We start from the raw sequence: 25,414 nt of genomic DNA on the forward strand, positions 1-25,414 counted from the left end.
TGCGCATGTCCCTTCCGGATTCCGTCCTGAACCCGCCACCGGCGCGACCCGATATCACGCGCATGGTCTGCCGCGGCGCCGGCCGCCACTTGCGCGAGCGCGGCTATGCCATCGTCAAGGAGATGACCTTCGCCAATGGCCGGCGCGGCGATATCGTCGCGCTGTCGCCCTCGGGCGAGCTCTGGGTCGTCGAGGTCAAGTCGGGCATCGCCGACTACCGCGTCGACGGCAAATGGCCGGATTACCGCGACTATTGCGACGGCTTCCTCTTCGCCGTCGCGCCGGAATTCCCGCGCGAGATCCTGCCTGACGATGTCGGCCTGATCGTCGCCGATGCCTATGGCGGCGAATTGCTGCGCGAGCCGCCGCGCCATCCCTTGAGCGCAGCGCGGCGCAAGATGCTGACCATCGCGCTGGCGCGACTGGCTTCGAGCCGGCTGGCCTTGATCGAGGACCCCGAAGGCTCAGCCTGATAAAATCATCTAGCGGGCTGCGGCGATTGCTGCTTTCGGCATCGTAGCGAACCGACGCAGGTCGATCTCCGCGACCAGGAAATCGATGAAGGCACGTACCCGCGCCGGCAACTTGCCACCATGGCCGACATAGACGGCATGGATGTCCTCGACATCGCCCGGATTAAAAGCCTCCAGCACGGGGACGAGTCGGCCGGCTGCGATGTCATCGGCGATATGGAAGAGCGAGAGCCGGGTCAGGCCCTGTCCCGCCAGTGCCAGGCGCCGCGCGCTTTCGCCGTCGCCGACCGTGACGCGGCCATGGGCCGGCAGGAAGAGGCGCTGGCCATCGATGACGAAAGGCCAGGTATCGCGATGCCGGGCGAAATTGAAGGTGATGAGGTCGCAGCCGGCAAGCTTGTCGGGATGATCCGGCGCTTCATGCGCCGACAGATAATCCGGCGAGGCGACGATCGCCGAGACGCTCTCGCCGAGCTTGCGCGCGACGAGCTGGGAGGATTTGAGCGGGCCGACCCGGATCGCGACATCGGCGCGTTCGTCGACGAGATCGATCACCGCGTCGGTGATCGAGATGTCCAGCTGGATGCCGGGATGCACCGCCATGAAGCGCGGCGCGACCGGCAGCAGATAATGCCAGCCGAAGGCGACATTGGCATTCACCCGCAGGCGCCCGCGTGGAATCTGGCAGGCCGCGACCGCCCGCTCGGCCTCGTCGAGATCGGCGAGCACGCGCAAGGTCCGCTCATGGAAGGTCGTGCCCTCTTCGGTTAGCATGAACTTGCGGGTCGAGCGGACGATCAGCCTGACGCCAAGCCGCGCCTCCAGCCGGGCGACGAGCTTGCTCACTGCCGAAGGCGTCATCCGAAGCGCGCGTGCCGCCGGCGAGAAGCCGCCGAGCTCGACGACGCGGGCGAAGACCTCCATCTCGCCGGAGCGGTTGACCTCGCTGCGTGGCATCGTGAATTCAACTCACAATTGCTGATCTTTCATGCAGTCTAATTCACAAGCCCTCGCCGCGCTATCTCCGGGCCCGAACAAGCTCCCCGGAGGCATTCCATGCCTATTGCCCTTTATGCTCTCACCGTCGGTGCCTTCGGCATCGGCGTCACCGAATTCGTCATCATGGGCCTGCTCCTGCAGGTCTCCGCCGATCTCGGCATCAGCGTCCCGCTCGCCGGCCTGCTGATGACCGGCTATGCGCTCGGCGTCTTCGTCGGCGCGCCTGTGTTGACGATCGCGACCCGCTCCTTGCCGCGCAAGACGACGCTGCTCGTGCTCATGGCGATCTTCACCCTCGGCAATCTCGCCGCGGCGCTGAGCCCGAGCTTCGGCTGGCTGATGGCGGCGCGGATCGTGACCGCGCTGGCGCACGGCACTTTCTTCGGCGTGGGCTCGCTCGTCGCGACCAGCCTCGTCGCCCCGGAGCGCAAGGCCTCGGCCATCGCGCTCATGTTCACTGGCCTGACGCTGGCGACCCTGCTCGGCGTCCCCTTTGGCTCCTGGCTCGGCCTCGCTTTCGGCTGGCGCTCGACCTTCTGGGCGGTGACCGCAATCGGCCTCGTCGCTCTGGCTGTCCTCGCGGTCTTCGTCCCGGCGGATCGGGAGCGCGTCGTGCCCGGCTCGCTCGCCGAGGAGTTCAAGGTGCTGGCGCGGCCGCAGGTTCAGCTCGGCCTCGTCATGACCGTGCTCGGCTTCGGCGGCATCTTCGCGGTCTTCACCTTCATCCAGCCGATCCTCGTCCAGCTTGCCGGTTTCAGCGAGGCCGCCGTGTCGCCGATCCTGCTGGTCTTCGGCGGCGGGCTCGTCGTCGGCAACCTGCTCGGCGGGCGCTGGGCCGATCGCAGGCTTGCCCCGGCGCTGATCGGTTCGATCGCGCTCTTGACCATCGCGATGTTCGCCTCGGGCTTCGCGTTCCACAGCCAGATTGGTGCCGTCATCGCGGCCTTCGCGCTCGGCGCCGCCGCCTTCGCGACCGTCGCACCGCTCCAGATGTGGGTGTTGCAGCAGGCCGGCGGCGCCGGGCAGGGGCTGGCCTCCAGCCTCAACATCGCCGCGTTCAACCTCGGCAACGCCTTCGGCGCCTGGCTCGGCGGCGCGGTGATCACGCAGGGACTGGGCTATGGCGCGATCGCGCCGGTCGCCGCCGTCGTGCCGCTGCTGGCGCTGGGTCTCGCTGTGTTCGCGGTGTCGCTCGAGCGCCGCGCGACCCGCATCGTGCCCGCCTGCGCGACCTGAGCCCCACAAGCGAACGATCAAGCAAAAGCCCGCCGGACGGTTTGTCCGGCGGGCTTTTACGTTTTTGCGGGATCAGCGCGGAGCGCGCTTGGCCAGGATGCGCTGCAGGGTGCGCCGGTGCATGCCGAGGCGGCGTGCCGTCTCCGAGACATTGCGGCTGCAGAGTTCGTAGACGCGCTGGATATGCTCCCAGCGCACCCGGTCAGCCGACATCGGGTTTTCCGGCGGTTGCGGGCGGGCATCGCGCTGGGCCGCGAGCGCTGCATGGATCTCGTCGGCATCGGCTGGCTTGGCGAGGAAGTCGAAGGCGCCGAGTTTCACGGCGCTGACGGCGGTCGCGATGTTGCCGTAGCCGGTCAGCACCACGCCGCGCGCATCGGGCCGGCGCTCCTTCAGGCGGGCGATCACGTCGAGGCCGTTGCCGTCGCCGAGGCGCAGGTCGATCACCGCGAAGGCCGGTGCCGCTTCTTCCACGGCAGCCATGCCCGCCGCGACGCTGTCGGCGATGCGGACCGCATAGCCGCGGCCTTCCATGGCGCGGGCGAGGCGGGTCAGGAACGGCCTGTCGTCGTCGACCAGCAGAAGGGACATGTCGTCGGCCGGCCCGGCCCTGTCGGTTTCGCTCGCTGCATCCTGCATCGTCTTCTCCTTGCCGCTTCTCGGCGCGCTGCGGCGGCGCGCATTAGGGTTTCGGTTTTCCGGCTCTCCCCCAGGAGGCCGGCTCAGTCAGCTTCATTTAAGGCCGATGCGCCCGCCTGGGTACCCCCATCGCTGGGCAAGTCGGCCTCGAAATCGTCGCGGGACCAGGTAATTCGGATCGAAGCACCGCTCGCAGGAGCCGGCCGGTTCGAGAATTCCAGCGTGGCACCACCTCGCTCCAGCAGCGTCTTGGCGATGAAGAGGCCGAGCCCGAGGCCCCCGCCGGCCCGGCCTTCACCCGCTCCGCGCGAGAGATAAGGGTCGCCGGCCCGCATCAGCACATCCGGTGGGAAACCGGGGCCGTCATCGGCGATCACCAGCACCACCTGGCTCTGGTTCCATTCCGCTGTGATCGCCACGGTCGAACGCGCGAAATCGACGGCGTTGTCGACGATATTGCCGAGGCCGTAGATCATGCCGGGATTACGCCGGCAGACCGGCTCAGGCTTGTCGCCGGTCATGGTGATCTCAAAGGGCACGCCGAAGGGCCGCTGCGGCCCGGCGGTCTCCTCGATGAGCAGGCGCAGGGTGAGCTGGCCGAGCGGGCCGGCATCCTCGTCCTGCAGGCTGGAGAGCTTGCCCAGGATGCCGCGGCAGCGCTCGACCTGTTCGCGCAGCAAGGCGATGTCTTCGGCCATCTCGCCCTCGGGAGGGGCGAGGCGCGTCAATTCGCGGGCGACGAGCGCGATCGTGCCGAGCGGCGTGCCAAGCTCATGCGCCGCGGCGGCGGCAAGCCCGTCGAGCTGTGACAGGTGCTGCTCGCGTGCCAGCACGAGTTCGGTCGCGGCGAGTGCGTCGGAGAGGTCGCGCGCCTCCTTGGCGACGCGCCAGGCATAGATGCCGGTGAAGCCGAGGCCGAGCACGAGCGCAGCCCAGTTGCCGAGTTGGTAAAAGGCCGGCAGCACCGGCCGGTCGTTCCCGGCCCAGGGCAATGGCAGGTGATAGCGGCTGAGCAAGGTCGCGAGCCCCATCGCCAGCAGGCCCAGGACGAGCGTGCGTTGCGGCGGCAGGGCCGTCGCCGAGATCATCACCGGCGCCAGGAACAGGATCGCGAACGGGTTCTGCAGGCCGCCGGTCATGAAGAGCAGCGCCGCGAGCTGGGCGATGTCGAAGCCGAGCAGGGCGGTCGCGGCCCTGTCGTTGAGGCGATGGCTCAGCGGAAAGCGGATGCGCAGCGCGATATTGAGCCAGGCCGAAACCGCGATGACGCTGAAGCACCAGCCGAAGGGCAAGGGAAAGCCGAGGCCGAAATGCACGCCGGTGACGGCGAGGCTCTGCCCGGCGATGGCGAGCCAGCGCAGCCTGACCAGCGTATCGAGGCGCAGATGGCGGCTGGAGCGCGCCAGGGCCGGGGCAGAGAAGTCCGGGAAGCTCAAGGTCTGCTGGTCTCCTGCGCGGCGCCTGCCGTGGGCTTTTTCCCGGCTTCATCCACATCGCAGGAAAATCTTAGCCTTTAGCCGGGTTGAATGAGAACAAAATCAACGTAAGGTGCGATGCTGCGTCGCATCATTGCATGTTGCGCCGCCGGAAGGACATTCATCGTATGTACGGGGCCGCCATGTCGTTTGCCTACCATGCCTACGAAGCGGTTCACATGATGGTGAGCCCGGTGCGCGGGGTTTCGGATGCGATGCATCTGGCCTTCAAGAACCCGGCCAATCCGCTCACCTACACGCCCTTCGGCCGGACGGTCGCCGCATCCTGCGAATTGTTCGAGCGTATGACGCGCCGCTACGGCAAGCCGGCCTTCGGCCTCGACGAGACCACGATGAACGGCGTCAAGGTCGCCGTCGAGGAGCGGGTCGTCTGGGAGCGCCCCTTCTGCAAGCTGGTCTATTTCGACCGCAAGATCCCAAGCAGCCGCCGCAAGCCGCAGCCGAAAGTGTTGTTGGTCGCGCCGATGTCGGGCCATTACGCCACGCTGCTGCGTGGCACGGTCGAGGCCTTCCTGCCGGGCCACGAGGTCTACATCACCGATTGGGTCGATGCCCGCCTCGTGCCGCTTTCCGAGGGGCGCTTCGACCTCGACGATTACATCGATTACGTCATCGGCATGCTTCAGATGTTGGGACCGGACACCCATGTCATGGCGATCTGCCAGCCGTCCGTGCCGGTCATTGCCGCGGTCGCCCGCATGGAGGCCGAATCGGACCCCTGCGCGCCCCGTTCGATGACGCTGATGGGCGGCCCGATCGACACCCGCCGCTCGCCGACCGCCGTCAACCAGCTCGCGATGGAGCGCGGCACGGACTGGTTCCGCCGCAACTGCATCACCGTCGTGCCCTTCCCGAGCCTCGGCGCGTTCCGGCAGGTCTATCCCGGCTTCATGCAGCTCTCGGGCTTCATGGCGATGAATATCGACCGCCACGTCACCGCCCATTACGACATGTTCAAGCATCTCGTCAGCGGCGACGGCGATTCCGCCGAGAAGCATCGCGACTTCTACGACGAGTATCTCGCGGTGATGGACCTGACCGCCGAGTTCTATCTCCAGACCGTCGACACCGTCTTCGTCCAGCATGCCCTGCCGAAGGGCGAGATGATGCACCGTGACAAGCCGGTCGACCTCGCCGCCATCCGCCGCGTCGCGCTGATGACGGTCGAGGGCGAGAATGACGACATTTCGGGCGTCGGCCAGACCAAGGCGGCGCACGACCTCTGCGTCAACATTCCCGCCGACAAGCGCGTCCATTATCTCCAGCCGAAGGTCGGCCATTACGGCGTCTTCAACGGCTCGCGCTTCCGCGCCGAGATCCAGCCGCGCATCTCCGATTTCATGGTCAGCCTCGACATGGAAGCGGCCAAGGATCGTCGCGACGACAGCGCCAAGGAACAGCGCAAGGCGCTCAAGGTCGTCGGCTGAAACCTGCACGGCGTAGGGCTGCTCAGGCGGCCCCGTCGCCCTCCTGCCAGACGATATCATAGGGACGCCCCGTCCGGATGGCGGGGTTGAGCCGCTCGATCCGGCGATAGCGCAGCTTCAGATAAGCGAGCACGCCCTCTTCGAAGGCCGTGCCGACAACGCGCTCGACCCCGTTCGGCGCGCGCGCCGGGCCGTGCAGGACCACCGTCTCGATCGTGTCGAGATAGCTCCTTGCCCGCGCCGTCAGGCCGTCTCCTACGAAGAGATAGTCGAGATAGTTGTAGCTCTCCCCGTGATTGCCCTGGTCATCGGCGGGAATCACGTCGACGGAATGAATGATCTCGACGGGTGCGATCGGCGGGGGCGCATGGGTTGCCATGTCGGGAAGCTTCGCGCGTGGCCTTCCCCGGTGCAAGCCGCTGCTGCCGCTCTTCCGTAACCGCTCCGAATCCCGCACAATCGCAGATAATGCGCATCTCCCTGTTCAGGCGCCAGCCGGACCCCGACCGGATCGAGGTCGTGCATGCCGGCACGCGCTATGCCGTTCTGGTCAAGCGCCGCGCCGCCGCGCGGCGGATGACGTTGCGCGTCTCGCAGGCGACCGGCGAGATCACCCTGACTTTGCCCGAGCGGGCCGATTTCGCGGCGGGCCGGACCTTTGCCGAGAACCATGGCGGCTGGATCGCCGCGCGCATGGCAAAGCGCCCGCGCCCCGTGCCGTTCGAGCCCGGCCAGAGCATTCCCTTCCGCGGCGTGCCGCATCGCATCGTCCACTGGTCGAAGGCGCGCGGGTTGACGCAGGCGGCCCGGGATGCTGACGGCGCACCTGTCATCGCCGTGGCGGGCGACGCCGCCCATGTCGCGCGCCGGGTCAAGGATTTCCTGAGAAAACACGCGCTCGAGGATCTCGAGAAGGCGGTGCGCCGCCACACCGCGACGCTCGGCATCCCCGCCCGCAAGATCACCATCCGCGACACCACGAGCCGCTGGGGCTCCTGCTCTTCGCAAGGCCATCTTAGCTTCTCCTGGCGATTGATCCTGGCACCGGCCCCGGTGCTCGACTATCTCGCGGCCCATGAGGTCGCGCATCTCAAGGAGATGAACCACTCGCATCGCTTCTGGGCGCTGACCCACAAGCTCTGCCCCGGTACCGAGGCGGCGGAGGCCTGGCTGAAGCGCCATGGCGCGAGCCTGCATGGCTATGGTTAAGCCGGCTGTGCCGCCGCAATTCCGCCGTTAACCACTTTCTGAAACCTGCCCCGGCACACTGAAGGCCGATTCGCTTTCAGCGTGAGTATGCCTATGGGTCAGGTCATTGCGTTCCGCCTTCCGCAACAACCGGCCGCCGCCGCCGAGCCGGTGCTCGGCCTGATGTCGGCCGTCGATTTCGCCTTGCGCGATCTCGCCGAGATTCTCCCTCATATCGCGCTGGATTCGGCGCGCCAGCAGGCCGAAGCCTGCCGGGCGATGCTGGCGCAGGCCTTCGACGCCGAGATCGAGGCCGAACTCGGTAACTGATCTCGCGCTCGCGCATGCCGCCCCCGGCGATGACGCGGGTTGCCGAAGCGGCTGAACTGTCGAACCTTTCCGGGCAAGAGCCGGTGATCCGCCGGCCGGCACTGCGCCTGGGAGGCTTCATCCGTGTTCTTGACCAACAGCGATATGGTCGATCTCGTCGATCTCCGGCATCGGCTGCATCGCCGCCCTGAAATCTCGGGCGAGGAGCGCGAGACCGCCGCGACCATCGTCGATTTCCTGAAGCCGACCGGCCCCGATCGTATCGTCACCGAGCTTGGCGGGCATGGTGTCGCGGCGATCTACGAGGGAACTGAGCCCGGCCCGACCGTTCTGATCCGTGCCGAACTCGACGCACTGCCGATCGAGGAATTGTCCGACAGCGACCATCGCTCCGAAATTCCCGGCAAAGGCCATCTTTGCGGGCATGATGGCCATATGACCATCCTCGCTGGCCTGGCGCGTGGCCTGCAGCGCAACCCGCCGAAGAAGGGCCGCGCGATCCTGCTGTTCCAGCCGGCGGAAGAGACCGGCGCGGGTGCCGCCGCCGTCATGGCCGATCCGAAATTCGAGGAGATCGTGCCGGACTATGCCTTCTCCCTGCATAATCGTCCTGGTGTGCCCGTGGGCCATGCCCGCATCTCGGAAGGCGCCGCCAACTGCGCCTCGCGCGGCATCAAGATCATCCTGACCGGCGAGACTTCGCATGCCTCGACACCGGAACATGGCCGCTCGCCGGCCCCGGCGATCGCGACGCTGATCCCGGCGCTGACCGCGCTCGGACCCGGCGGGCCGCTCGATGCCAATTTCCGGCTGGTCACCGTGACCCATGTCGAGATCGGGGAGCAGGCCTTCGGCATCGCGCCGGGCCATGGCGAGATCTGGGCGACCTTGCGCACCGTCAACGACGCGCAGATGGGCGCGCTCTGCGAAGCGGCCGAAAAGCTGGCGCGCGAGGCGGCCGAGGCCGGCCGGCTCACCGTCGAGATCAGCTATCACGACGTCTTCCACCATTGCGAGAACGAGCCGGAGGCCGTCGCGATGCTGCGCCGGGCGATGGACGAGGAGAAGGTGCCGCACGGCCCGACGCCGCCCTCGCGCGGCTCGGAGGATTTCGGCCTGTTCGGGCGCCGCTCCAAATCGGCGATGTTCCTGCTCGGCTCCGGCGAGACCGCGCATCTGCACAATCCGGATTTCGATTTCCCGGATGATGCGATCGGTCCCGGCGCGCGCGTCTTCATGCGGGCCTTGCGCAATCTGCTCGGCGAAACCCGGCCGCAGGGCTGAGGGAGCGAAATATGTCAGTGAATTGGACCCGCGCTGCGACCCGCGCGCAGGAGATCGTCGCGAACTGGCAGCGCATGGCGGGGCCGGGCGGCGCTGTCGTGCTGTTCGATCGCGACGGGGTGCGCGAAGCCTTTGCCGGCGGTCTCGCCAGCATCGAATACGGCGTGCCCTTCACGCCGCAGACGCCCAACCGCTTCGCCTCGATCAGCAAGCATGTCCTGGCAGTCGCATTGCTGCGCGCCGGCATCCCGCTCGATGCGCCGCTCGGCCGCTGGCTGAGCGAACTGCCGGCGCCGCTCGCCGAGGTCGAATTCAGTCGGGCCCTCGACATGACCGGCGCCCTGCCGGACATGATGGAGTGCTTCTGGCAGCAAGGCGTACCCTTCACCGCGACGTTGAATGCGGAGGAGGTCTTCGCGCTCGCCTGCCGCTTGCCTTCGCTGAGTGCCGAGCCCGGTACCGAGATGGCCTATTCCAACACTGGCTGGCGGCTTGGCCAGCGCATCCTCGAACAGGTCACGGGCAAGCCCTACAAGGACACCGTCGCGGAACTCTCCGGCGAACTCGGCCTCGCCTTCCGCCTGCCTTATGACGGGTCGGAAATCGTGCCCGGCCTCGCCACCGGCTGTTGGAACGACGGGGTAGACTGGCGGCGCGGCCATAACGGCCCGCATTTTTCCGCATCGGGTGGACTCGTGGGGTCCGCCGCCGATCTCGCCGGCTGGGCCTCGGCCCTGCTCGCGGGGCGCGGCCCGCTCGCCGGCATGCTGGAACGCCTGACTGCGCCGCGCCATTTCGCTGATGGCAGCGAGAGCGTCTACCGGCTCGGCCTTGTCGCCAGCCGGCTCGGCGAGACCGCGATCGTCGGCCATGGCGGCTCGCTCGCCGGCTATCGCAACCATTTCTGGATGTCGCCGGCCCACGGTGTCGGCGTCGTCGTGTTGTCGAATCGCGAGGAGGAGGCGCTCTGGCCTGCCCTGACGGTGCTGGCGGCGCTGCTCGAACAGGAGCTGCCGACGATCGCGAAAGCGCCAGTCGGCCTGTTCGCCAGCGACGAGGGGCCGTTCTGGGCCGAGCTTGCCGCCGATTCGATCAGCTACATGGGTGGTTTCGAGCGTCTGATCACCGATGGCAACGGCGGCCTGCGCAGCCTGCCGGCCTATCTCGACATCCGCCTGAAACAGGACGGGGAGGATCGCCTCACCGGCCTGATCGGCGGCGTGCAGCGTTCGCTCCGGCGCGTGCCGGCCGACACGCCGCTCGATGCGCGATTGGTCGGGCGCTGGCACGATCCGAATTTCGGCACCGAAATCGAGATCAGGGCGGATGGCACGGCCCTGATGCCGTGGCCTTCCGGCGGGACGGTGTCGCCTCTGACGCCGCTGCCGAACGGCCGTGCGCTCGCCGATCTTCTGCACGGACCCTGGCGGTCGCGGCCGTGTCTCTGGCTCGATGCGGAGGGTGACTTGCGGGTCGCCAGCCATCGGGCAAGGATCTTGCAGATGAAACGAGTCTGAAACGCGCCGGCTGAGGCGGCTCCGCTGAGGGGCGGGGCCGTTGGGCCGATGACGAAGGAGGAGAACGCTGATGCAACTGTCCCGTTTCACTGCTGCGCTGCTGCTGTCGGCGGCCGCGCTCCTGCCGCTTCCGGCGGCGGCACAGTCGCAGCCGGCCTCGAACCGCGTTCTGCGTGTCGCGCCACATGCGGATCTCAAGACGCTCGATCCGGTTGCGGCCTCGATCGTCATCACCCGCATGCATGGGTTGATGATCTACGAGACGCTTTTCGCCTGGGACTCGAACCTTCAGCCGAAGCCTCAGATGGTCGAGAGCTTCGAGACCTCGCCGGACAAGCTGACCTGGACCTTCAAGCTCCGCCCCGGCCTGAAATTCCACGACGGCCAGCCAGTCACGACCAAGGACGTCATCGCCTCGCTCGCCCGCTGGATGAAGCGCGATACCATCGGCGGCAAGCTTGCCGAGTATACTGATGGCATGGAGGCGGTGGACGATGCCACCTTCCGCCTCAAGCTGAAGCGCCCGCTGGCGCTGGTGCCCTTCGCGCTCGGCTCGGCGGTCGGCCAGATCCCGGTGATCATGCGCGAGTCCGACGCCAAGTCCGACCCGATGAAACCGGTTACCGAGACGATCGGCTCCGGCCCGTTCAAGTTCAACCGCGAGGAATGGCGCAGCGGCTCGAAGGTCGTCTATGACCGCAATCCCGATTACGTGCCGCGCTCCGAGCCGGCCGATGGCCTCGCCGGCGGACGCGTCGTCAAGGTCGACCGCGTCGAATGGCAGATCATGCCGGATGCGGCGACAGCCGCTGCCGCACTCCAGACCGGCGAGATCGATATCTGGGAACAGCCGAGCCAGGACCTGATCCCGGTCATCGCGACCAGCAGTCAGGTCAAGGTCGACCGCTATGCCAACCTCTCCAACCAGGCGATGCTGCGGCCGAACCATCTCCACCCGCCCTTCGACAATCCCAAGGCGCGGCTGGCGCTCGCCTATGCCACGGACCAGGCCGATTTCCTCTCGGCCGGCTTCGGCGACGAGGAATGGTGGAAGCGCTGCGCCTCCTATTTCATCTGCGGCGGCCCCAACGGCACGGAAGCGGGCACGGAAGGCTATGCCAAGCCCGATCTCGACAAGGCGCGGGCGCTGCTGAAGGAGAGCGGCTACAAGGGCGAGAAGCTCGTGCTTTCGACCAGCAACGACATCGCTCCGATCGGCCGCATGGCGGAGGTCGCGGCCTCCTCGCTCAGGAAGGTCGGCTTCAATATCGATCTGCAAGTCGCCGATTGGGGCACCGTCACCACACGCCAGCAGAACAAGGGCACGTCCGAGCAGGGCGGCTGGAACCTCTTCGTCACGACGGCGTCAGGCGCGACCATGCAGTCGCCGCTGACCAATATCGGCACCAACATGGCCTGCGAGCGCGCCTGGTCAGGCTGGCCCTGCGATGCCGAGGCCGAGAAGCTGCGCGGAGCCTTCATCGATGCGCCCGACGAAGCCGGCCGCAAGCTTGCGTTGGAGGCTCTGCACAAGCGCCTGGCCGAGATGCAGCCCTATCGCGTGCTCGGTCAGTACGACCAGCCCTATGCAAGGCGCACCAATGTCTCCGGCGTGCTGGCGGCGCCGGTCATGCTGTTCTGGAACATCGAGAAGAAGTGACGCGCTAAAGCGTCGCGCGCCAGACGAAATCGCGGCTTTCGCCCGGCGCCAGCCTGAGGATGCCGGGCTTCTCCGCGATTTCGCCCTGCCAGCCGATCGGGCTCGCCATGCTGAACCAGGGCTCGATGCAGAGGAACGGCGCGCCTGTTGGCTTCGACCAGATGCCGAGATCCTTATAGCCCTCCCAGCTCACGGTCAGGGCGCGGCTCTCGCGCCCTGACCCGTCCAATGCCGCGAAGCGCACCGAGCGGTTCACCGTATCGGGGATCACGATCGCATCGTTGACGAAGAGGTTTTCGTCGAGCGGCAGGTCAGTGCCGGAGAAGGGAAGGGGGATCGCAGGGCCGAGCAGGCCGGCCTCGACGCCGAGGCCCTGGCCCGGCTCCGCCTGCGGGAAGGTCAGGCGATGCGCTTCCTTCGCGATGTCCTCGGTCAGCGGCCAGAGAAAGGCCGGATGCGCGCCGACGCCGCAGATCAGCGGCACATCGGCTGGGTTGCTCACCCGCGAGGTGACGGTCAGCGTATCATCAGCGACCGCGTAGATCATCTGCAAGACGAACCGGAACGGGTAGATCGCCAGCGTCTCCGGGCTCTCCCGCAGCTCCAGCACGGCCCTGTCGGTGCTGCGCTCGACCCAGGAGAACAGGCTGTCGCGCGCGAAGCCGTGCTGGGTCAGGCGGTAGGAGCGCCCTTCATGGATGAGCGTATCATCGGTCAGCCGCCCGACGATCGGGAACAGCACCGGCGCATGGCGCGGCCAGTCCGGCCCGCCGTTCCAGAGCGCCGGCCCGTTCGCGTCGGCAAGCGCGATCAGTTCGCCGCCTTGGGCCCGCACCGTCGCGCGCAAACGATCGGAGGCAATTTCATGGGTCTCGGTCATCATCGTCTCCGTCGGCGGCTCACTTCCCGATAGCCGATCGGCATCGGCAAAATCCACTGGGGCTTGCGGCGGGGCGCGTTTCGCGCGATCCCGCTGCAAGCGCCGAAGGAGGCACGCCTTGCCGATCACCCGCCGTCAATTCGCCGCCGGTTCGCTCGCTGCGCCCGCCATCCTCAGGGGCGGCCGGGCTTTCGCCGCCGGCCGGCCCATGACCGTGGCGTCGCTGCTCGGCGAGGACAAGCCGGAAACCAGGATCTGGCGGCGCATCGCGGAGATATTGGCGCGCACGGCGCCGGGGCGCTTCGACCTGCGGATCGTGCCGAATGCTGCGCTGGGCGGCGAGAAGGAGGTCGCGGAGGGCCTCCGCCTCGGCTCGATCCAGGCGGCGCTCTCGACCGTGTCCTCGCTCTCCGGTTGGGTAGCCGCCGGGCAGATCCTGGACCTGCCTTTCCTGTTCCGCGACCGTGCCCATCTCGCGCGCGTGCTGGCCGGGCCGCTCGGAGCCCAGCTCAAGACACTCTACGAGGCGCAGGGCTTTGTCGTGCCGGGCTTCATCAATTACGGCGCCCGCCATCTCCTGGCGAAGGAGCCGCTGACCACGCCTGCTTCGGTCAAGGGCAAGCGCATCCGCGTCATCCAGAGCCCGCTGCATACCGCGCTCTGGTCGGGTTTCGGCGCCTTTCCCACGCCGATCCCGATCCCGGAGACCTATAACGCGCTGAAGACCGGCGTGGTCGATTGCATGGACCTGACCAAATCGGCCTATGTCGGCTTCCGCCTGCACGAGGTCGTGCCGGTGCTGATCGAGACCGGCCATATCTGGGCGAGCGGCGTCGTGATGTTCGCCGCGCCGTTCTGGAAGGGCCTGGCGCCGCAGGATCGCGAGGCGCTGACTGCCGCGGTGACCGAAGGCATTGACTATTTCGACGAATTGATGCGGGCCGACGAGGAAGCCTCGATGGCGCGGGCCAGGGCCGAAGGCGGCAAGGTCGTGCCGGCCGAGGGTCGCCAGGGCTGGCAGGACGGCGCGCGCAAGGTCTGGGAGAACTTCGCGCCGCAGCTCGGTGGTATGTCTGCTATCGAAGCCATCGCGCAGAGCCCCTGACACCAGCATTGGGAACGAGAACCATGCCGCTTTCGATCGACCATATCGTCATCGCTGTTACCGATCTCGACGCGGCGATCGGCGACTATACGGCGCTCGGCTTCACGGTGCTGCCCGGCGGCGAGCATCCGCGCGGCTCGCGCAACGCGCTGGTCGTGTTCGAGGACGGCGCCTATCTCGAGATCATCGCCTTCCCGCACCCGCTGCCGGAGTATCGCTGGTGGCAGGTGCTGGACCGTGCCGGCCCCGGCCTCGTCGATTATGCCGTGCTGCCGGATGATCTCGATGCCGATCTCGCCCGCGCCCGTGCCGCCGGCATCGTCATGGACGGCCCGCTTGACGGCGGCCGGCTCCAGCCCGACGGCACGCGCATCGCCTGGCGCTCGGCTCGCCCGCCCGAGCCCGATATCCCCTTCCTCTGCACCGATGTCACGGCCCGCAGCCTGCGCGTCCCCGAAGGCGCGGCCCGCCGCCATGCCAATGGCATCACCGGGGTCGCCGGCGTCACCGTGGCGGTGCAGGACCTTGCGACCTCGGTCGCGCGCTATCGCGCCCTGCTCGGGCAGGAGCCGGTTGCGCTGGGCGGCGTCCCCGGACTGGGATTCGGGCTCGCGCAGTTCCGCATCGCCCGGCAGACGCTGTCCCTGACAGAGCCATGCGGCCCGGCCGCTGCCAGCCTCGGTGAGCACCTCGTCCGCCGCGGGCAGGGCGCCTATGCCGTCTCCTTCTACGGTCCCGACGATGCCCGTCTCGACGACGGCCTTGCCCATGGCGCCCGCCTGGAAATCATCCGCGACCTCTAGCCGCTGACGGTGTCACGATGCGGTCACGCTCGCGGGCGAGAGTGGCTCGTTACCTTAAAATAGTTCTATTTATGTAGTAATAACAAGGCCTTGCATCGAATCATCGGCGCGCCTATCTCTCCCTCGCGATCAGTGAATCAACCGACGGAGGGACCGGAATGGGTGGAGTCACCGAGGTCGATGTCGCGGCCGCGATCGGCCGCATCGACGAGATCATCATCCGCGAGATCGTCCGCACCGGTGCGAGCCGGCCGGAGCTGCGCCGGGCGCTCGCGCTCGCCAAGGGGCCGGGCGATCTCGACGCCGACGCGGCGCTGCCGCCGCGCATGCAGCGGCTTGTCGACCTGCTCGCGGTCGCCTTGCCTGAGCAGGGGCCCAAGCTCCCGCAGGGGCCCAAGCCCCTGCAAGGGCCACAGCGCCGCCGCCATGCCGCCATCAAGGGCATCGAACGTGCAGCCTGATCAGGGCAGGGCCGAATCGCTAGAGACCGCCCGGGCCGAGATCCGGGAGGCGCTCATGACGGCTTTTTGCGCGGCACTGCGCGATACTCGTCTGCCGCCGCTCACCCTGCTCGAGCTCGCGGCGACAGCGGTCGGTTCTGTCTACAGAGAGGTGGCGGATGCTCATTGCGGTGACCAGCCATGCCCTTGCGGCTGGCATCCGCGCCTCCAGGCGGATCTGGAGGCGCTTCAGGCGGCGCTGGCGCTGAACGCCATGCCTGCCGTGCAGCCCGATCTCGCCCGCATGGTCGTGCTCGGTCGGGCCTGATCTCGCATTCCGCTCACAGGGCATGCTAAGCCGCCGCGAACGGCGGAGCGGCATGCGCAACATCCTCATCATCGGCATCGGGGCCGGCAATCCCGACCACATGACGATCGAGGCGATCGAGGCGCTGAACCGCGCCGATATCCTGTTCATTCCAGACAAGGGCGAGGAGAAGGCCGCCTTGCGCGCCCTGCGCGAGGCGATCTGCGCCCGTTTCATCCGTAAGTCGGACTACCGCACGGTTCCTGTCGAAATCCCGCGCCGCGCCGAAGCGGGCAACGACTATCAAGGCGTTGTCGACGATTGGCATGAGCGCATCGCCGCACGCTACCGCGCCCTGTTCGAAGCCAAGCTGCAGGACGGGCAGACCGGCGCACTTCTGGTCTGGGGCGACCCCGCTCTCTACGATTCCACCCTGCGCATCATGGAGCGCGTCGCCGCTTCGGGCCTGAGCCTCGACTGGCAGGTCTATCCCGGCATCAGCAGCGTCCAGGTTCTGGCGGCGCGCCACCGCGTTCCGCTCAACACGATCGGCGCGCCGATCCTGATCACCACCGGCCGCCGGCTCTCGGAAGGCTTCCCGGCCGATCAGGACAGCGTCGTCGTCATGCTCGACGGCGAGCAGACCTTCGGCAAGATCGATCCCGAAGGGCTCGACATCTGGTGGGGCGCCTATCTCGGCACGCCCGACGAGATCCTGCGCGCCGGTCCGCTCACAGAGCTCTCGGCCGAGATCACGGAGGTCAGGGCGCAGGCCCGCGCGCGGCACGGCTGGATCATGGATACCTACCTGCTGCGCCGTCGTTCGGCTTGACGCAGGCGCCTGCATCCGCCATCGCTCGCGCCGATCTTTCTGGAAGCGCCGGAGCCACCTGATGTCCCTCGCCGATCTCAACCAGACCATCGACGCCGCCTGGGAAAACCGGGCCGAGATCGGCGTCCAGACCAAAGGCGCCGTTCGCGAGGCGGTCGAGCAGGCGATCGAGATGCTGGATGCCGGCCAGGCCCGCGTCGCCGAGAAGCAGGGCGCTGATTGGATCGTCCATCAGTGGCTGAAGAAGGCGGTGCTGCTCTCCTTCCGCCTGACCGACAACGTCATCATGGCCAATGGCCCGGGCGAGGGCGTGTTCTGGGACAAGGTGCCGTCGAAGTTCGAGGGCTGGGGCGAGAACCGCTTCCGTGCCGCCGGCTTCCGCGTCGTGCCGCCGGCCGCCGCGCGCAAGGGCTCCTTCATCGCGTCGGGCGTCGTGCTGATGCCGTCCTTCGTCAATATCGGCGCCTATGTCGATTCCGGCACCATGGTCGACACCTGGGCGACGGTCGGCTCCTGCGCCCAGATCGGCAAGAACGTGCATCTCTCGGGCGGCGTCGGCATCGGCGGCGTGCTCGAGCCGCTGCAGGCCAACCCGACCATCATCGAGGATAACTGCTTCATCGGCGCCCGCTCCGAGGTGGTCGAGGGCGTGATCGTCGGCGAGGGCTCGGTGCTCTCGATGGGCGTCTTCATCTCGGCCTCGACCAAGATCGTCGACCGCGCCACCGGCCAGGTCCATGTCGGCAAGGTGCCGCCCTATTCGGTGGTGGTGCCGGGCTCGCTGCCGGGCAAGCCGTTTCCGGACGGTACGCCGGGCCCGTCACTGTCCTGCGCCGTGATCGTCAAGACGGTCGACGCGCAGACGCGCTCCAAGACCGGCATCAACGAGCTTCTCCGCGACTGAGGCCTCGGTCGCTGGCTGTCATGCCCGGGCTTCCTCCGGGCCTGACGGTGCGCGAGCGCTTCTTCTATTCGCCGCCGATCGCCTTGGCGGCCTCGACCGCGCGGCCGCGCAGCGGCAGTTCCTGCATCCGGGCCAGCGACAGCCAGGCGAAGGCGAAGCCTAGGCTCGCCGCGCCGAAGACATAGCGGAACAGCACGACCATGGTGTCGCGGTCGACAGTGCCGAGCTTCAGCGCCTCGGGAGAGAGCTGCGCGCCGACCCCGCCGACGCCGCCGAGCACGATCGCGCCGAACACCGCGACGATCAGCGCCCCGCCGATCTGGCGGAAGAAATTGGCCACCGCCGTCACTGTGCCGAGCTGATGCGCCTGCACGGCATTCTGGATCGACACGGTCGCGACCGGAAGCAGCGTGCCGAAGCCGATGCTGACCACGGCCAGGATGATGCTGAAGGGCAGGATCGGGATCTGGCCGGAGAAGGCTGCGAGAACCGCCGTACCTGTCATCGCGACGAAAAGCCCGGCCAGCGGCGCGCGCTTGTAATGGGTGAGATGCGACATCGCCCGGCCGGAGCTGGTCGCGCCGATGACGGTGCCGCAGGTCAGCGGCAGCAGGCCGAGGCCGGAATGGGTGGCGCTCATCCCCATCACCGTCTCGAAATACAGCGGCAGGTAGATGGTGAGGCCGATGAAGGTGCCCATGCCGAAGCCGGCTGCCACCGTGCCACGCCTGACGACGCCATTGCCGAAGATGTCGAGCGGGATCAGCGGCTCCGCGGCCCGGCGCAGGCGCCAGGCGAACAAGGCCCAGAGCACGAAGGAGGCGCTGACGAGGGCTGCGATCGGGAGCGAACCCCAGGGATAGGCGGTGCCGCCCCAGGACAGGGCGAGCAGCAGCGAGACCGTCGCCAGCGTCATCAGCATGGCGCCGAGCACGTCGAGCTTGTGGGGGCGCTCGTGGCGCGGCAGCCGTTTCAGCGCCGCGTTCGACATCCAGTAGGCGCCGAGCCCGAGTGGCAGGTTGATCCAGAAGATCACCGACCAGTGCAGCTTTTCCGCGAGGAAACCGCCGAGGACGGGGCCGAGCAGCGAGGACGACATGAAGACGCTGGCGAAATAGACCTGATAGCGTCCGCGCTCCTTGGGAGGCACCATGTCGCCGACGATCGTCTGGGCCAGCGCGATCAGGCCGCCGCCGCCGAGCCCCTGCACGAAGCGCGCGATGACCAGCAGCCAGAGCGAGGGCGCCAGCGCGCAGGCGATCGAGCCGATCACGAAGACGACGATGCCGGCGAGCAGCGTCACCCGCCGCCCGTGGATATCCGCGAGCTTGCCGTAGAGCGGCGTGACCGCGGTCGAGGCGAGCAGGTAGATCGTGACGATCCAGGACAGATGCGTCACGTCGTTGAGGTCGCGGCCGATCGTCGGGAGGGCCGTCGCGACGATGGTCTGGTCGAGCGCGGCCAGGAACATCGCCAGCATGACCCCGATCAGGATCGAACGGATATCCGCAGGCGTCAGGGCTGCGGCCGGGGCGGGAGTGTCGAGCCGCTTGTCCATGGCTGTGATCTTGCTTGCGTCTAGGGAATGGCGGGAGGGTAATCGCGGTGGGCGCCATGCGCCAGAGACACGTTGGCGGGGCCGCCCTGCGGCGGAGGCGGGGCAAGCTGCCGTGGTTCAGCCCAGGCTGCGCAAGGTATTGCGCAGGCTCTCCGGCGCGGTATCGGGCATGGCGGCCTCGATGGCCTCGTGCATCTGCCGCCAGATCGGCACGGCCGCGGCGAGGAGCGTCATGCCGTCAGGTGTCAGGGTCAGCAATCGGCCGCGGCGATCCGCGGGGTCGACCGCGATGCTGACGAGCCCGCGCCGTTCCAGCGGTTTCAGCGCGGCGGTGAGGGTTGTGCGGTCCATCGCCAGAAGCTCCGCGACCGGGCCGAACGAGGCCGGCACCGGCCGGTTCAGGGCCATCAGCAGGGAGAACTGGCCGTTCGTCAGCCCGACCGGCCGCAATGCCTCGTCGAAACGGCGCGCCAGCGTCCTTGCTGCGCGCTGCACATGCAGGCACAGGCAATGATCACGCACATGCAGCGTCGTCGCGAAGGAAACGATCGGTTTGCCGTCCATTTCATCTGCATGTTGACTGCCGTTAGGCAAGTCAAGCGAAGCTCGGTCGTAGCGATTTCACGTTTGTTGACGAAGGCGGCACCTTGCCGCGCTATGAAGCCTCCCCGACGGCACGAAGAGGAAAGGCCGGGCCATGCCGCTGCTCACCGCGAAGAATGCCACGCTGGTGGTCATCGACTTCCAGGCGAAGCTGATGCCGGCGATCCATGACGGTGAAAAAGTGCTGTTGAATGCCGGCCGCCTCGCCGAGGCGGCACGGTTGCTGGGCGTTCCGGCGGTCCTGACCGAGCAGTATCCGCGCGGCCTCGGCGCGACGGTTCCGGCTCTGGCGGAGGTCGGTCCGGCCGTGACCAAGATGAGCTTCGATGCTTGCGGCGAGCCGGCCTTCCTCGAGGCCGTGGCCGGGGACCGCGAACTGGTGGTCTGCGGCTGCGAGGCGCATGTCTGCGTCGGCCAGACGGTATTGACCCTGCTCGAGCATCGCCGCCGCGTCGTCGTGGTGGCCGATGCGATCGGCTCGCGGGTGCCGCAATCGCGGGAGATCGCGATTGCCCGCATGGCGAGCCACGGCGCCGAGATCGTCACCACCGAGATGGTGTTGTTCGAATGGCTGCGAAGCGCAGAGCATCCGCAGTTCCGGCCGGTCTCCAAGCTGATCCGCTGAAGAGACCTCTCAGAGCGGCTTCCTGATCGCCTTCGAGATCACCCCGACGATGCCCTCGCGGAAGAGCAGGACGCAGAGCACGAAGATCACGCCCTGGACGACGGTGACCCAGGCACCGAGCGTGGCGAGGTAGTTCTGCATGGCGACGATGACGATGGCGCCGACGATCGGCCCGAAGACGGTGCCGAGCCCGCCGACCAGCGTCATCAGCACGACCTCGCCGGACATCGTCCAGTAGACGTCGGTGAGCGACGCCAGCTGGAAGACGATCGCCTTGGTCGCGCCGGCGAGGCCTGCGAGCGTCGCCGAGAGCACGAAGACCATCAGCTTGTACTGGCTGGCGCGGTAGCCGAGCGAGATGGCGCGGGGCTCGTTGTCGCGGATCGCCTTGCAGACCTGGCCGAAGGGCGAGTGGATGACCCGGTAGATCAGCAGGAGCCCGCCCATGAAGATCGCCGCGACGAGCCAGTAGAGCACACGGTCGTCGGCGAGGTCGATCAGGCCGAGGAGCTTGCCGCGCGGCACGGCCTGGATGCCGTCCTCGCCGCCGGTGAAGCCCGGTGTCTGCAGCGAGAAGAAGAACACCATCTGGGCCAGCGCCAGCGTGATCATGGCGAAGTAGATGCCCTGGCGCCGGATCGCGAGCGCGCCGAAGACGAGGCCGAGAGCCGCGCCGACCGCGGTGCCGAGCAGGATCGCGAGCTCGGGCGTCAGGCCCCAGTTCTTGGCGGTGTAGGCGCTGACATAGCTCGCCATGCCGAAATAGGCGGCGTGGCCGAAGGAGAGCAGCCCGCCATAGCCAAGCAGAAGGTTGAAGGCGAGCGCGAACAGCGCGAAGCACAAAACCTTCATCACGAAGACGGGATAGGCGACGAAGGGCGCGACGACGAGCGCGACGGCGATGGCGATGAACAGGTTGCGGTGCAGGCGCGCCGCGCCGTCATCGGTCTCGGTGACGATGGCGGCGGGGGCGTCGGTCGAGGCAAGGTCGGTCATGTCTTGAGTCCTTGCTTGCGTCAGGCCGGGCGGCCGAACAGGCCGGCGGGCTTCACCAGGAGCACCAGCACCATGATGACGAAGATCACGGTCGCGGCCCCTTCCGGGTAGAACACCTTGGTCAGGCCCTCGACCAGGCCGAGCGAGAAGCCGGTAACGATGGCGCCCATGATCGAACCCATGCCGCCGATCACGACGACCGCGAAGACGACGATGATCAGGTCGCCGCCCATATTGGGATTGACCGAGTAGATCGGCGCGGCGAGCACGCCGGCGAAGGCGGCGAGCGCGACGCCGAAGCCATAGGTCAGCGTCACCAAGAGCGGCACGTTGATGCCGAAGGCCTGGGTCAGGGTCGGGTTCTCGGTCGCGGCGCGCAGGTACGCGCCGAGCCTGGTCTTCTCGATCAGGAACCAGGTCGAAAGGCAGACCACGAGCGAGGCGACGATCACCCAGGCGCGGTAGTTCGGCAGGAACATGAAGCCGAGATTCTTGCCGCCGGCGAGCTGCGGCGGGATGGCGTAGGGCAGGCCGGACGAGCCGTACTGGTTGCGGAACAGACCCTGGATGATCAGCGCCAGGCCGAAGGTCAGGAGCAGGCCGTAGAGATGGTCGAGATGGGCGATGCGCTTGAGCAGCAGCCGCTCGACCGCGATGCCGGTCGCGCCGACGATGATCGGCGCCAGTAGCAGCGCCACCCAGTAGTTGAGGCCGAGATAGTTCAGGCACATCCAGGCGACGAAGGCGCCCATCATGTACTGCGCGCCATGCGTGAAGTTGATGATGTTGAGCAGCCCGAAGATCACCGCCAGCCCGAGGCTGAGGATGGCGTAGAATGAGCCGTTGATCAGCCCGAGAAGGACCTGACCGAACAGCGCCTGCGGCGGAACGCCTAGAAGCTCGAACATGCGGAACTCAGATCAATGTGTGGGGCGGGCTCTCGAACCTCTTCGTCATCCCGGCCAAGCGAAGCGCAGAGCCGGGATCCATCGTAGAGTTCCGGAGCTCTCCGATGGATCCCGGGTCGACCTGCGGTCGCCCGGGATGACGGCGGAGGGCTTCTGAGTGGCGTTCAGCCGCTCACTTCTTGACGAGCGGGCACTCGCTTTCCGAGAGCGGCCGGAACGCCTGGTCGGCCGGCAGCACCGCGACCTGCTTGTAGTAGTCCCACGGGCCCTTCGACTCGGAGGGCTTCTTCACCTCGAAGAGATACATGTCATGCATCTTGCGGCCATCGGCCCGCACCGAGCCCTTGCCGAACAGCGGGTCGTCGGTCGGCAGTTCCTTCATCTTGGCGACGACGGCGGCGGCATCCTTGCTCTTCGCCGCCTCGACCGCCTTGAGATAGTGCAGCATGCCGGAATAGACGCCGGCCTGGACCATGGTGGGACGCTTGCCGCCATTCAGCTTGGAGAAGCGATCGGACCAGGCGCGCGTGCCGTCGTTCGTGTCCCAATAGAACGATTCGGTCAGGACGAGGCCCTGCGCCGCCTGGAGCCCGAGGGAATGCACGTCGGTCAGGAACACGAGCAGGCCCGCGAGCTTCTGCCCGCCCGCGACGATGCCGAACTCGCCCGCCTGCTTGATCGAGTTGATCGTGTCGCCGCCGGCATTCGCCAGGCCGATGACCTTGGCCTTCGAAGCCTGCGCCTGCAGCAGGAAGGAGGAGAAGTCGGTGCCGGGGAACGGGGTGCGCACCGCGCCGAGCACCTTGCCGCCCGCCTTGGTGACGACGGCGGCGGTGTCGCGTTCCAGCGCATGGCCGAAGGCGTAATCGGCGGTAAGGAAGAACCAGGTGTCGCCGCCGGCCTTGACCATGGCGCCGCCGGTGCCCTGGGCCAGCGCGTAGGTGTCGTAGGTCCAGTGGATGGTGTTGGCGTTGCAGGCCTTTCCGGTGAGGTCGGAGGTGGCCGCGCCGGAGTTGATGTGGACCTTGTTCTTCTCCTTGGTGATCTGGCTCACCGCCAGCGCGACCGAGGAGGTCGGCACGTCGAGGATCAGGTCGACACCGTCCTGGTCGTACCACTGCCGGGCGATGGTCGAGCCGACATCCGGCTTGTTCTGGTGGTCGGCCGAGACGATCTCGACCTTGATGCCCTTGTCGGCAGCCTTGAAGTCCTCCACCGCCATGCGCGCGGCGATGACCGAGCCTTCGCCGGAAAGGTCGGCATAGAGGCCGGAACGGTCGTTCAGCACGCCGGCCTTGACCGAGATCTGCTGGGCGAGGGCGGGGCTCGCCATCACCGCCGCGAGCGCGCTCGCGGCCAGAAACATCTTCAGCTTCATTGTCGTTCTCCCTCGTTTGGTTGCCGGCGTTTCGCCGATTTTTTTGACCTCCGGTCCGGGCCTGTCGCCCGGGCCGTCAGACCCCGAGATATCTGTGCAGCTTGTCGATATTGGCGTCGAGTTCGGCATTAGGGATCATGTCGATGACCTTGCCCTGCTCGACGATGTAGTGCCGGTCCGCGACGGTCTGGGCGAAGCGGAAATTCTGCTCGACCAGGATGATGGTGAAGCCGTCCTGCTTCAGTTTCGCGATGGTGCGGCCGATCTGCTCGATGATGACGGGGGCGAGGCCCTCGGTCGGCTCGTCCAACAGGAGCAGATGCGCGCCGGTTCGCAGGATGCGCCCGATCGCCAGCATCTGCTGCTCGCCGCCGGAGAGCTTGGTGCCCTGGCTCTTCAGTCGTTCCTTGATGTTGGGAAACAGCGTGAAGATCGCCTCGAGCGAGAGCCCGCCCGGCCGGACCTGCGGCGGCAGCATCAGGTTCTCCTCGACCGAGAGCGAGGAATAGATGCCGCGTTCCTCCGGCACGAAGCCGATGCCGAGCCTTGCGATCGCGCGCGAGGGTAGCGCGATCGTCTCGGTGCCCTCCAGCACGACCGAGCCCTTGCGCTTGCCGATCACGCCCATGATCGACTTCAGCGTCGTGGTCTTGCCGGCGCCGTTGCGGCCGAGCAGGGTCACCACCTCGCCGGGCGCCACGTCGAAATCGATGCCGTGCAGGACATGGCTCTCGCCATACCAGGCCTCGAGCCCGCTCACCCTCAGCAGCGGGGCGGTGCCGGTCGCGGGCGTCTTCAGTGCCTCAGTGGTGGCCATGGCCGCCTCCCGAGCCGATATAGGCCTCGATCACGCGCGGATCCTTCGAGACGGTGGCGTAGTCGCCCTCCGCCAGCACCTGTCCGCGCGCCAGCACGGTGATCCGGTCCGAGAGCGAGGCGACGACCGAGAGGTTGTGCTCGACCATCAGGATGGTGCGATTCTTCGAGATCTTGCGGATCAGCGCCGCGATGCGCTCGACATCCTCGCGGCCCATCCCGGCCATCGGCTCGTCGAGCAGCAGCATCTCCGGCTCGAGCGCCAGCGTCGTCGCGATCTCCAGCGCGCGCTTGCGGCCATAGGAGAGCTCGCCCGCCGTGAGGCCGAGGAAGGGCGTGAGGCCGACAGCCTCGATCAGGCTCCTCGCCTCGGCGTCGAGTTCGCTCAGCACCCGCTCCGAGCGCCAGAAATCGAATGAGTCGCCGCGCTTGCGCCGCTGGAGGGCGATGCGGACATTGGTCAGCACCGAAAGCTGCGGGAACACCGCCGAGATCTGGAACGAGCGGACGAGGCCGAGCCGGGCGATCTCCGCCGGCTTCTCGCGCGAGATGTCGCGGCCGTTATAGACGATCGAGCCCCGTGTCGGCGCGAGGAACTTCGTCAGCAGGTTGAAGCAAGTCGTCTTGCCGGCGCCATTCGGGCCGATCAGAGCGTGGATAGACCCCCGGCGCACGCTGAGGTCGACGCTGTTCACAGCTGTAAAGCCGGCAAATTCTTTGGTAAGACCTGAAGTCGAAAGAATAGTGTCTTCAGCCATGCCGGTTGTCAGCCCTCATCAGCTTTATCTTTCTTGTTTATGCGGTTCCCCTTGCATGTCATGCTGCACCGCGCTCCGGGCATAAGTCAACGCTCGCTGACGTCAAAGCGGTCTGGGCAGATGCGCTCTCATCCCTTCGTCTTATGCCACGCGTCTCATGCAATCGGAGGATGTCGCGGTCTTCGGGGCGGCGCGATGCTGGCGGTCGGGCGCACGCTGCGAAACAGATTTGAACCCGCAGCGCGGTTCGCG

Annotated in this window: 27 protein-coding genes; 15 read left to right on the forward strand and 12 right to left on the reverse strand. The window is 67.3% G+C overall.

Going from position 1 to position 25,414, the window contains the following annotated elements; genetic code table 11:
- Positions 1–5 precede the first annotated feature (5 nt).
- Positions 6–473: an MmcB family DNA repair protein gene (locus tag FHT98_RS15895; protein ID WP_061968917.1), complete on the forward strand. Its 468-nt coding sequence runs from the start codon at positions 6–8 to the stop codon at positions 471–473.
- 9 nt (positions 474–482) lie between these two features.
- Here the strand turns inward: FHT98_RS15895 and FHT98_RS15900 are convergent, their stop codons facing one another.
- Complete coding sequence (locus tag FHT98_RS15900; RefSeq protein WP_061968915.1) at positions 483–1,430, reverse strand: LysR family transcriptional regulator; 948 nt, start codon at positions 1,428–1,430, stop codon at positions 483–485.
- Positions 1,431–1,529: 99 nt separating this feature from the next.
- On the opposite strand from FHT98_RS15900, the gene FHT98_RS15905 reads away from it, so the two are divergent.
- Positions 1,530–2,708 carry an MFS transporter gene (locus FHT98_RS15905; RefSeq protein WP_142114594.1) on the forward strand — a complete coding sequence of 393 codons (1,179 nt, stop codon included), beginning with the start codon at positions 1,530–1,532 and terminating at the stop codon, positions 2,706–2,708.
- Between the two features lie 72 nt (positions 2,709–2,780).
- Here the strand turns inward: FHT98_RS15905 and FHT98_RS15910 are convergent, their stop codons facing one another.
- Positions 2,781–3,347 (reverse strand): ActR/PrrA/RegA family redox response regulator transcription factor, encoded by a 567-nt coding sequence (locus FHT98_RS15910; protein WP_061968911.1) that lies wholly within the window; start codon positions 3,345–3,347, stop codon positions 2,781–2,783.
- A gap of 83 nt (positions 3,348–3,430) precedes the next feature.
- Positions 3,431–4,783, reverse strand: coding sequence for an ActS/PrrB/RegB family redox-sensitive histidine kinase (locus tag FHT98_RS15915; protein WP_061968910.1), 1,353 nt, complete (start codon positions 4,781–4,783; stop codon positions 3,431–3,433).
- 182 nt (positions 4,784–4,965) lie between these two features.
- On the opposite strand from FHT98_RS15915, the gene FHT98_RS15920 reads away from it, so the two are divergent.
- Positions 4,966–6,270: a polyhydroxyalkanoate depolymerase gene (locus FHT98_RS15920; RefSeq protein WP_142114595.1), complete on the forward strand. Its 1,305-nt coding sequence runs from the start codon at positions 4,966–4,968 to the stop codon at positions 6,268–6,270.
- 22 nt (positions 6,271–6,292) lie between these two features.
- Here FHT98_RS15920 and FHT98_RS15925 read toward each other — a convergent pair whose 3' ends face one another.
- Entirely contained in the window at positions 6,293–6,649 is a 357-nt protein-coding gene (locus tag FHT98_RS15925) for a hypothetical protein (protein ID WP_061968906.1), read from the reverse strand.
- An 89-nt stretch (positions 6,650–6,738) separates the two neighbouring features.
- On the opposite strand from FHT98_RS15925, the gene FHT98_RS15930 reads away from it, so the two are divergent.
- From FHT98_RS15930 to FHT98_RS15950, 5 genes are all read left to right on the forward strand, one after another.
- The gene (locus FHT98_RS15930; protein WP_061968904.1) at positions 6,739–7,479 is read left to right on the forward strand and encodes a M48 family metallopeptidase; all 741 of its coding nucleotides are present in this window, start codon (positions 6,739–6,741) and stop codon (positions 7,477–7,479) included.
- A 93-nt stretch (positions 7,480–7,572) separates the two neighbouring features.
- Complete coding sequence (locus tag FHT98_RS15935; RefSeq protein WP_061968902.1) at positions 7,573–7,788, forward strand: hypothetical protein; 216 nt, start codon at positions 7,573–7,575, stop codon at positions 7,786–7,788.
- A 123-nt stretch (positions 7,789–7,911) separates the two neighbouring features.
- Positions 7,912–9,072, forward strand: coding sequence for an amidohydrolase (locus FHT98_RS15940; protein WP_061968900.1), 1,161 nt, complete (start codon positions 7,912–7,914; stop codon positions 9,070–9,072).
- A gap of 11 nt (positions 9,073–9,083) precedes the next feature.
- A complete protein-coding gene (locus FHT98_RS15945; RefSeq protein ID WP_061968899.1) occupies positions 9,084–10,589 on the forward strand; it encodes a serine hydrolase domain-containing protein in 1,506 nt (501 codons plus the stop codon).
- Between the two features lie 70 nt (positions 10,590–10,659).
- The gene (locus FHT98_RS15950; RefSeq protein WP_061968896.1) at positions 10,660–12,249 is read left to right on the forward strand and encodes an ABC transporter substrate-binding protein; all 1,590 of its coding nucleotides are present in this window, start codon (positions 10,660–10,662) and stop codon (positions 12,247–12,249) included.
- A gap of 4 nt (positions 12,250–12,253) precedes the next feature.
- Here FHT98_RS15950 and FHT98_RS15955 read toward each other — a convergent pair whose 3' ends face one another.
- Positions 12,254–13,129, reverse strand: a complete 876-nt coding sequence (locus FHT98_RS15955; RefSeq protein ID WP_061969169.1) for an aldose 1-epimerase family protein — start codon at positions 13,127–13,129, stop codon at positions 12,254–12,256.
- 118 nt (positions 13,130–13,247) lie between these two features.
- Between FHT98_RS15955 and FHT98_RS15960 the strand changes: the two genes are divergently transcribed.
- The 6 genes from FHT98_RS15960 to dapD all read left to right on the forward strand — a co-directional run bounded on the left by FHT98_RS15960 (position 13,248) and on the right by dapD (position 17,520).
- Positions 13,248–14,234 (forward strand): TRAP transporter substrate-binding protein, encoded by a 987-nt coding sequence (locus FHT98_RS15960; protein WP_248309235.1) that lies wholly within the window; start codon positions 13,248–13,250, stop codon positions 14,232–14,234.
- 23 nt (positions 14,235–14,257) lie between these two features.
- Positions 14,258–15,037: a VOC family protein gene (locus tag FHT98_RS15965; RefSeq protein WP_142114596.1), complete on the forward strand. Its 780-nt coding sequence runs from the start codon at positions 14,258–14,260 to the stop codon at positions 15,035–15,037.
- A gap of 158 nt (positions 15,038–15,195) precedes the next feature.
- Complete coding sequence (locus FHT98_RS15970; RefSeq protein ID WP_061968892.1) at positions 15,196–15,498, forward strand: hypothetical protein; 303 nt, start codon at positions 15,196–15,198, stop codon at positions 15,496–15,498.
- Positions 15,499–15,553: 55 nt separating this feature from the next.
- A complete protein-coding gene (locus tag FHT98_RS15975; RefSeq protein ID WP_142114597.1) occupies positions 15,554–15,805 on the forward strand; it encodes a hypothetical protein in 252 nt (83 codons plus the stop codon).
- Between the two features lie 52 nt (positions 15,806–15,857).
- Positions 15,858–16,616, forward strand: a complete 759-nt coding sequence (gene cobF / locus FHT98_RS15980; protein ID WP_061968889.1) for a precorrin-6A synthase (deacetylating) — start codon at positions 15,858–15,860, stop codon at positions 16,614–16,616.
- A 61-nt stretch (positions 16,617–16,677) separates the two neighbouring features.
- The gene (dapD, locus tag FHT98_RS15985; RefSeq protein ID WP_061968887.1) at positions 16,678–17,520 is read left to right on the forward strand and encodes a 2,3,4,5-tetrahydropyridine-2,6-dicarboxylate N-succinyltransferase; all 843 of its coding nucleotides are present in this window, start codon (positions 16,678–16,680) and stop codon (positions 17,518–17,520) included.
- Between the two features lie 64 nt (positions 17,521–17,584).
- On the opposite strand, the gene FHT98_RS15990 is transcribed toward dapD, so the two are convergent.
- Positions 17,585–19,078, reverse strand: a complete 1,494-nt coding sequence (locus tag FHT98_RS15990; protein ID WP_061968885.1) for an MDR family MFS transporter — start codon at positions 19,076–19,078, stop codon at positions 17,585–17,587.
- A 117-nt stretch (positions 19,079–19,195) separates the two neighbouring features.
- The gene (locus FHT98_RS15995; RefSeq protein WP_061968883.1) at positions 19,196–19,642 is read right to left on the reverse strand and encodes a MarR family winged helix-turn-helix transcriptional regulator; all 447 of its coding nucleotides are present in this window, start codon (positions 19,640–19,642) and stop codon (positions 19,196–19,198) included.
- 133 nt (positions 19,643–19,775) lie between these two features.
- Here FHT98_RS15995 and FHT98_RS16000 point away from each other — a divergent pair, with 133 nt between their 5' ends.
- Positions 19,776–20,306, forward strand: coding sequence for an isochorismatase family protein (locus FHT98_RS16000; protein ID WP_061968881.1), 531 nt, complete (start codon positions 19,776–19,778; stop codon positions 20,304–20,306).
- 9 nt (positions 20,307–20,315) lie between these two features.
- Here FHT98_RS16000 and FHT98_RS16005 read toward each other — a convergent pair whose 3' ends face one another.
- The 5 genes from FHT98_RS16005 to FHT98_RS16025 all read right to left on the reverse strand — a co-directional run bounded on the left by FHT98_RS16005 (position 20,316) and on the right by FHT98_RS16025 (position 25,162).
- Positions 20,316–21,302, reverse strand: coding sequence for a branched-chain amino acid ABC transporter permease (locus FHT98_RS16005; protein WP_061968879.1), 987 nt, complete (start codon positions 21,300–21,302; stop codon positions 20,316–20,318).
- A gap of 20 nt (positions 21,303–21,322) precedes the next feature.
- Positions 21,323–22,210 carry a branched-chain amino acid ABC transporter permease gene (locus tag FHT98_RS16010; protein ID WP_061968877.1) on the reverse strand — a complete coding sequence of 296 codons (888 nt, stop codon included), beginning with the start codon at positions 22,208–22,210 and terminating at the stop codon, positions 21,323–21,325.
- Between the two features lie 172 nt (positions 22,211–22,382).
- Positions 22,383–23,588, reverse strand: coding sequence for an ABC transporter substrate-binding protein (locus FHT98_RS16015; RefSeq protein ID WP_061968875.1), 1,206 nt, complete (start codon positions 23,586–23,588; stop codon positions 22,383–22,385).
- Positions 23,589–23,664: 76 nt separating this feature from the next.
- Positions 23,665–24,405 (reverse strand): ABC transporter ATP-binding protein, encoded by a 741-nt coding sequence (locus FHT98_RS16020; RefSeq protein ID WP_061968873.1) that lies wholly within the window; start codon positions 24,403–24,405, stop codon positions 23,665–23,667.
- A complete protein-coding gene (locus tag FHT98_RS16025) occupies positions 24,392–25,162 on the reverse strand; it encodes an ABC transporter ATP-binding protein (RefSeq protein ID WP_061968871.1) in 771 nt (256 codons plus the stop codon). Before FHT98_RS16025 ends, FHT98_RS16020 begins: the two co-directional genes overlap by 14 nt.
- Between the last annotated feature and the right edge of the window lie 252 nt (positions 25,163–25,414).

This window comes from Allobosea sp. AK1 (assembly GCF_006714945.1).
GTDB classification, from domain to species: Bacteria; Pseudomonadota; Alphaproteobacteria; order Rhizobiales; family Beijerinckiaceae; genus Allobosea; species Allobosea robiniae.